Origin of the sequence: Pseudoalteromonas prydzensis, from assembly GCF_001661495.1 — a bacterium.
Lineage (GTDB): Bacteria > Pseudomonadota > Gammaproteobacteria > Enterobacterales > Alteromonadaceae > Pseudoalteromonas > Pseudoalteromonas prydzensis.
Genome location: NZ_BDDT01000016.1, coordinates 20,164 through 27,661, shown reverse-complemented (window position 1 = coordinate 27,661; position 7,498 = coordinate 20,164). Strand labels below are relative to the sequence as shown.

The window sequence follows — 7,498 nt, the reverse complement described above, 5'->3', positions numbered from 1 at the left end:
AAAGGACACGGAATGCGTATTTTAGCTATAATCCCACTAATTGCATTGAGTGGTACTGCTCATGCATTAACACTTGAACAGTCTGTTGCTGAGGCACTCAATAAAAACCCACGCCTACTGCAAAAATATGCGCGCTTTGAGGCTAAATATCGCGATAAACGCACCGCGTTTAGCGAATATTTGCCACAAATAAGGCTTTATGCCGCCTATGGCTATGAGAATGTCACCAACAACAGTGGTAACTCTGTCGATACTGAAATGGATCGTCGTGAACTAGGCCTCAGGATCTCGCAAATGCTATTTGATGGTTTTAAAACCTCATCAGATGTTGCTCGCCTTGATTATGAAATGCGTGCAGATCAGCAAAGCTTAGTATCAGAAGCTGAAAACATAGGTTTGGAGGTAAGCCAAGTCTATTTAGATCTGATCAAAGCCCAAGAAATAGTGAAATTACAACAGCAAAATGTGGTCGATCACCAAAACATCTTAAAAGACATTCAAAGTCGAAAATCCAAAGGGCTCAGTAGTGACGCCGATGTTGCCCAAGTACAAGCTAGGTTATCTACAGCACAATCAGGATTATTAGCCGCTAAAAATAATCAATTCGATTTAGAAGCTAATTATTATGATTTGGTAGGCAGTTACCCTGATAACTTAATGGTGCCAAAACCAGATGCCAACTATATACCTAAGGATCTAAAGCAAGCAATCCAACTTGCTGTCACCTCGCACCCTGAAGTAAGTGCAGCTAATCTGGATATCAACGCAGCAAACAAACAAATAGAACGTGATAAAAGTGGTTACTGGCCTAAGCTTGCACTTGAGCTGGATGTAAATGATAACGAAAACATTGGCGGCTTTGAGGGTCCTGATGATGACGCTCGTATCATGCTAACCATGAGTTATGATCTCTACAATGGAGGTCGCACCAATGCCAAAACAGAAGCTTCAAAATGGCGCTATCAAGAAGCCACAGCAGTGCGCGATAATACCCTTCGCCAAGTAACAGAAGGTACAAAATTAGCCTGGAATGCCTATACCTTTGTAGGCGAGCAAAAAAACTTTTATCAACAGAACGTTGATTTTGCCAGCCAAGCACAGCAAGGCTATGACAAACAGTTTGATCTAGGTCGACGCTCGCTATTAGATGTGCTGGATTCAAAAATAGAACTCTTTGTTGCTCGTCGTAACTATTTAAATGCCGCATTCGATGAACGTAAAGCAAGCTATCGGTTAATTAATGCAACAGGAAAGCTGGTGGAAGCACTGCGTGTTGATACACCAGAGGCATGGCAAATAGAAGACGATAAGGAATAATCAGTATGAAAAATTTACTCTTAATTGCGACCATTATAGGCCTCAGTGCTTGTGCGTCTGATCCCGTTCTCTATGGCCCACAGGAACAATCACGCGATCTGTATGATAGCGATGTAGATGGGGTGATCAATGCCCGTGATAATTGCGCGCAAACACAAGATCAAGCAGTAACCGATAACGATGGTTGCCCTGCAGCTACCAATATTCCACATGCTGATGTGCGTGTCATTGATTTTGGTTTTGATAAAGATACTTTAACCCCACAAGAACAAGTTAAAGTGATCGAGCTTGCCGAAGATATGAAACAAAATACGCAAACCCAATTATATTTAATTGGCGATACCAGTGTTGAAGGAACAGATGAATACAACCGTAAACTTGCTCAACGCCGCGTAAAAACGGTAACAGATATTCTGATTGCTAATGGAGTAAATAGCAGCCGTTTTCAAACAGAAACCTACGAGTACCCTATCCATATGCCTAAAAACCTTGCAGGACGTGATACCCGCTTGATTGCAATACTCAGTATTCCTGATTCAACAGGCTACCAAAAGCAATGGCAGCTTTATGGTAATTAAATAACCAGAAGTATTAAAAAGCCTTAGCAGCATGCTAAGGCTTTTTTTATGCCAATAGCGTTAAAAGTAACGCTGGAGATGGATTTATTATCCAGAGTTCAGGTTAAATATTAAAGTCGAGTATTATGTCTCGATTAGCGTTCAATACCGAATATGGTGAGCAATGCTCATTTGCAGAATTTTTAAATCAACTAAAACCAATTGTAAATGCGGTTAGCATCCCTATTTCTGTCGATATAGAATCAGGCTACAGTAATGACATAAACACTATTTGTCAGCATGTTTTAGCCGTGGCTAAACTAGGCGCTGTCGGTATAAATATAGAAGATTCAGATAAAGTAACGGGGAAATTACGCCCTCAAGAACAGCAAATAGCGATACTAGTCGCCATTAAAAATACCTTAAATCGGCATGGATTTTCGCAATTATTTATAAATGCACGAACAGACTGTTTCCTGCAAACAGCTAAAATTGGCCCAACAATAACAAGATCTTTAGCATACCAAGCGGCCGGCATTGACGGAGTATTCGTCCCTGGATTAACTGATTCAGCAGCAATAAAACAACTAACAACTGCGTTAAGTGTGCCTGTAAATATAATGGCTGATGAGCTAGCAAGCGATTCGCGCAGGTTATTTGCTCAAGGCGTGCAACGTTTTTCGCTTGGTAATGCCCTATTTGATGTGACAAAACACTTTATTTTAACGGCCAGCTGTTCCTTTAATAACTCTAAAAATTGCGATCATTTGTTCCAGTGATAGTTTTTCAACGCAAAATAGATAACGCAAAGATCAAAATTAGTGACGGAAATACCAACAAATCTGAAAATTGATCTGACAGAGCCCAAATTGTTATCCACAATTTGGGCTTTTTTGTTCATTTTTAACAAAGCGAGCAATAAAAATCAGATTATTTATTAGCGCAAACCAACAATTTAGTACAATAAATCCACGAAATCGTTATTTATAGCTGTTAATTTTTAAACCAGCCGCCTTTTTAAAGTGATTTTTAACTTTTTAAAATTAATTTACAGCAACAATGATCGTTATCAACAACTGATCTATCCACATCTAGATCGTCACTTTAAAAATTATAAACAATCTCGTCATTCTGCTTTTATAAAAATAAAAATCAATTACTTAGCACTATTTAAATATCAAAAATAATGGTTATGATCTTACTTTCCCACTTTTTATCAACAGCTTGATCATAAGATTACACATTGGAATATTTTATTTATTAATCTAAATATCAATTAGTTACAATAAAAATATAAAAAAACACAACATCCGTACCTAAAAAACTTATACAAAAGTATATTCAAGGCTTTACTGCTGACTAAACTCAGTTATCATAAGCGCACTAATAAGCAGTTGTGTGATCAGATCAAAAATGAACTCCGTCAATATCATTATAGGCAGCCAAATGGGATCAGCTGAGTATGTAGGTGAACAGCTTGCAGAACAGCTAATAACACAGGGGATCAACACTGAAGTTCATGATCAACCTAACTTTTCTGAAATTAATCAAGAAAATACAATTTGGTTACTCTGCACATCAACGTATGGTGCGGGAGATTATCCTGAAAATCTCTTAGCTTTCGTAGAAGATATTAATCAAGTCGATGATTTAAAAGGTTTAAATTTTTCAGTTATCGGCTTAGGAGATACCAGTTACGATACTTATAATCTAGCTGGACGTAACCTTGAACAACTATTACTAAGCAAAGGTGCTCACCGTATTGCCGATCGTTTAGAGTTGAATATTCTTGATGAACAACTCCCAGAAGACACTGCATTAGCTTGGTTACCAAGCTGGATCGAAAAAGTCAGTAGTATTTAATTAAGATCACGATATTGATCCACAATAAAAGTTACCCACAATTTACTGAGTATTTAGATCTGATTGTGGATAAACTATGATCTAACTGCGTTTTAAAGGTATCTTATCCATTGGATAAGATCTGATCCAACACCCCCTGTGTATAAACAGCCTTTTTGATCAGAGCTTGTAATCAGTTAGATCCGATCATATTAACACCTTTAGATCCGATCTAACTTTATGTTTTAATAAGTGAATTAAACCTTATCAACAGAAATGTTGCTCAGTAGTAGTAACAGTAATAAAAGATCTCTTTAAAAGATCCTTTATATTATTAGAGATCATTTACTTAGATCTTGCCCATAGTTTAATCATTTATCTTCTGACAATTTATAGGTAGAATACGCTCCCCCTTGGAAGTTTGCTGGTTGATTAAGTAGGATCCCGAAATGATTTTTCACGAAAATTTTGATGTTATTGTTGTTGGTGGTGGACATGCAGGTACAGAAGCTGCGTTAGCTGCTGCACGTATGGGTATGAATACTCTACTGTTGACTCATAATATGGATACCCTTGGTCAAATGTCATGTAATCCAGCAATTGGTGGGATTGGCAAAGGTCATTTGGTTAAAGAAATCGATGCCCTTGGTGGCGCAATGGCCCAAGCGATCGATAAAGGTGGCATCCAGTTTCGTACTTTAAACTCTTCAAAAGGGCCTGCAGTTCGAGCTACTCGTGCGCAAGCTGATCGCGCATTATATAAAGCCGCTATTCAAGATATTTTACAACATCAAGAAAACTTAAAGATCTTTCAACAATCGTGTGATGATCTTATTGTAGAAAATAATCAAGTAACCGGTGTTGTAACCCAGATGGGACTACGTTTTAGCGCCCCATCAGTTGTGTTAACTGTAGGAACTTTCCTTGGCGGACAGATCCATATTGGTTTAGAAAACTTTAAAGGTGGTCGTGCAGGTGATCCACCTTCGATTGCTTTAGCAAATCGGTTACGTGAATTACCATTTCGCGTTGATCGCTTAAAAACCGGCACACCACCACGTATTGATGCACGCACTGTTGATTTTAGCAAAATGCAAGAACAACCAGGTGATGCACCAACACCGGTATTTTCATTTATGGGTAAACAAGCTGATCATCCACAACAAATAGCGTGTTATATCACTTATACTAATGAAAAAACCCATGAAGTAATTCGTAACAACTTACACCGTTCACCTATGTATTCTGGTGTAATTGAAGGGATTGGCCCACGCTATTGCCCGTCTATCGAAGATAAAATTGTACGTTTTGCTGATAAAGACAAACACCAAATTTTTGTTGAGCCTGAAGGTTTAACTTCTTATGAACTCTACCCTAATGGTATATCAACAAGCTTACCGTTTGATGTGCAATTAGAGATTGTGCAATCGATCACTGGTTTTGAAAATGCCCATATTTGTCGCCCAGGTTACGCTATCGAGTATGACTTCTTCGATCCTCGCGATCTTAAAAAGTCGTTAGAGACCAAGTTTATTGACGGTTTATTCTTTGCTGGCCAAATAAATGGTACTACTGGCTATGAAGAAGCCGGTGCACAAGGCTTAATTGCAGGTATGAATGCGGCATTGCAGGTACAAGGTAAAGAACCTTGGACACCACGTCGCGATGAAGCTTATGTTGGTGTACTAATTGATGATCTTACGACGCTAGGCACTAAAGAACCGTACCGTATGTTCACCAGCCGTGCTGAATACCGCTTATTATTACGTGAAGACAATGCTGATATCCGTTTAACCGCTAAAGGTCGTGAGTTAGGTTTGATTAATGACGAGCGTTGGCAGGCATTTAATGACAAAATGGACATTATTGCTAAAGAATCACAACGTATTAAAGACGTTTGGATCCATAAAGATCACGCAGTTATTGAACAAGTGAATAGCTTACTCAAAACACCATTAACGCGTGAAGCGAGTTTAGAAGAATTATTACGTCGTCCTGAGATCCGTTATAATGATCTGATGGCGATCGATGGTTTAGGATCAGAGTTTGATCACGCAGCTGCATTAGAGCAGGTTGAGATCCATACTAAGTACGCAGGTTATATTGCCCGTCAACAAGATGAGATCAATAAACAGCTTCGTCATGAATTAACTGTTTTACCAAAAGACTACGATTATTCGATTGTTTCAGGTTTATCAAATGAAGTTGTAGCTAAATTAACTGAAGCGCGTCCTGATACTATAGGCCAAGCATCGCGTATTTCAGGTATCACGCCTGCGGCGATTTCGCTATTATTAGTGTATCTGAAGAAGCAAGGCTTGCTACGCAAAATTGCGTAGCCATTAAGGAATACTGTGTTACAGCAACAATTAACCACATTGTTAGCGCAAACTGATATTGCGCTAACCGAAAAACAACAGCAACAACTTGTTCAATATGTTGAGTTACTTAATAAATGGAACAAAGCTTATAATTTAACCTCTGTGCGTTTACCCGAGGATATGATGATTAAGCATATTATGGATAGTCTCGTTGTTGCTCCTCACCTACCCGGTCATCATTATATTGATGTTGGAACAGGTCCAGGCCTTCCAGGTATCGTGTTAGCGATTGCATTACCAGACACACAATTTGTTTTACTAGATAGCTTAGGCAAGCGAGTGCGTTTTTTAATGCAGGTAAAACATGAGCTAGGCCTTAAAAATGTAACCCCAGTGCAGTCTAGAGTTGAAGATTATCAACCAAGTGTTAAATTAGATGGTGTATTAAGTCGCGCATTTGCATCTTTACAAGATATGGTTGACTGGTGTTCGCACTTGATTGATCATTCAGGTAAATTTATTGCTTTAAAAGGCGTGTTTCCAAGCGAAGAGCTAGAATCATTACCTGCGGGTATTAAATTCGAGCAAAAAATCGCCTTGGAAGTGCCTAAGTTAGATGCGCAAAGGCATTTAATTATTTTATCTAAAGACTAGGGATCAGAGACACTGTGGCAAAAGTCATCGCATTAGCAAATCAAAAAGGTGGAGTAGGTAAAACTACGACTGCTGTAAATCTCGCTGCGTCTATGGCTGCAACCAAACGCAAAGTGCTGTTAATTGATCTTGATCCGCAAGGTAATGCGACTATGGGAAGTGGCGTAGATAAGTATGGTGACGTGCCAACTATTTACGACTTACTCATTGAAGATAAACCTATAGATGACGTTATCATCAAAGAAACGTCAGGCGAATACCATATGATTGCTGCAAACGGTGATGTAACCGCAGCAGAAGTCAAATTGATGGAACTCTATGCCCGTGAAGTGCGGTTACGTAACGCGCTTGAAAAAATTCAGGATCAGTACGAATTTATTTTTATCGACTGCCCTCCTTCACTGAATATGTTAACAGTGAACGCCATGGCAGCCGCCGACTCTATTTTAGTTCCCATGCAATGCGAATATTACGCCTTAGAAGGTTTGACCGCATTAATGGACACCATCACCCAATTAGCCAAGTTAGTTAATCCAAAACTACAGATTGAAGGGATTTTACGTACTATGTACGACCCGCGTAATCGTTTGGCCAATGATGTATCAGAGCAGCTTAAACAGCATTTTGGCGATAAAGTATACCGCACAGTGATACCACGTAATGTACGTTTAGCAGAAGCGCCCAGTTTTGGTGCACCAGCTATGTATTATGACCGGGCATCAAGTGGTGCTAAAGCGTATTTAGCACTTGCTGGTGAAATGTTACGCAGAAAAGAAAAAATATCCCCAATCGTCGCCTAACTTGAGG

The 7,498-nt window shown here is 39.1% G+C and carries 7 protein-coding genes; all 7 read left to right on the top strand.

Annotation, left to right across the window (positions count from 1 at the left end):
* The first annotated feature begins 12 nt into the window (after positions 1 to 12).
* The 7 genes from A7968_RS19685 to A7968_RS19655 all read left to right on the top strand — a co-directional run bounded on the left by A7968_RS19685 (position 13) and on the right by A7968_RS19655 (position 7,491).
* A complete protein-coding gene (locus A7968_RS19685) occupies positions 13 to 1,317 on the top strand; it encodes a TolC family outer membrane protein (protein WP_064668249.1) in 1,305 nt (434 codons plus the stop codon).
* A 5-nt stretch (positions 1,318 to 1,322) separates the two neighbouring features.
* Entirely contained in the window at positions 1,323 to 1,895 is a 573-nt protein-coding gene (locus A7968_RS19680) for an OmpA family protein (protein WP_064668248.1), read from the top strand.
* 125 nt (positions 1,896 to 2,020) lie between these two features.
* Positions 2,021 to 2,653 carry an isocitrate lyase/phosphoenolpyruvate mutase family protein gene (locus tag A7968_RS19675; protein WP_064668247.1) on the top strand — a complete coding sequence of 211 codons (633 nt, stop codon included), beginning with the start codon at positions 2,021 to 2,023 and terminating at the stop codon, positions 2,651 to 2,653.
* Positions 2,654 to 3,287: 634 nt separating this feature from the next.
* Entirely contained in the window at positions 3,288 to 3,737 is a 450-nt protein-coding gene (locus A7968_RS19670; RefSeq protein ID WP_064668246.1) for a flavodoxin domain-containing protein, read from the top strand.
* A gap of 428 nt (positions 3,738 to 4,165) precedes the next feature.
* Positions 4,166 to 6,055 carry a tRNA uridine-5-carboxymethylaminomethyl(34) synthesis enzyme MnmG gene (gene mnmG, locus A7968_RS19665; protein ID WP_064668245.1) on the top strand — a complete coding sequence of 630 codons (1,890 nt, stop codon included), beginning with the start codon at positions 4,166 to 4,168 and terminating at the stop codon, positions 6,053 to 6,055.
* Positions 6,056 to 6,070: 15 nt separating this feature from the next.
* The gene (rsmG, locus tag A7968_RS19660) at positions 6,071 to 6,691 is read left to right on the top strand and encodes a 16S rRNA (guanine(527)-N(7))-methyltransferase RsmG (protein WP_064668244.1); all 621 of its coding nucleotides are present in this window, start codon (positions 6,071 to 6,073) and stop codon (positions 6,689 to 6,691) included.
* A gap of 14 nt (positions 6,692 to 6,705) precedes the next feature.
* Complete coding sequence (locus A7968_RS19655) at positions 6,706 to 7,491, top strand: ParA family protein (protein ID WP_064668243.1); 786 nt, start codon at positions 6,706 to 6,708, stop codon at positions 7,489 to 7,491.
* Positions 7,492 to 7,498 lie beyond the last annotated feature (7 nt).

Coding starts and splice junctions, on each gene's coding strand:
- mnmG (WP_064668245.1), top strand. CDS start 4,166: ATGATTTTTCACGAAAATTTTGATGTTATTGTTGTTGGTGGTGGACAT.
- A7968_RS19670 (WP_064668246.1), top strand. CDS start 3,288: ATGAACTCCGTCAATATCATTATAGGCAGCCAAATGGGATCAGCTGAG.
- A7968_RS19680 (WP_064668248.1), top strand. CDS start 1,323: ATGAAAAATTTACTCTTAATTGCGACCATTATAGGCCTCAGTGCTTGT.
- A7968_RS19685 (WP_064668249.1), top strand. CDS start 13: ATGCGTATTTTAGCTATAATCCCACTAATTGCATTGAGTGGTACTGCT.
- A7968_RS19675 (WP_064668247.1), top strand. CDS start 2,021: ATGTCTCGATTAGCGTTCAATACCGAATATGGTGAGCAATGCTCATTT.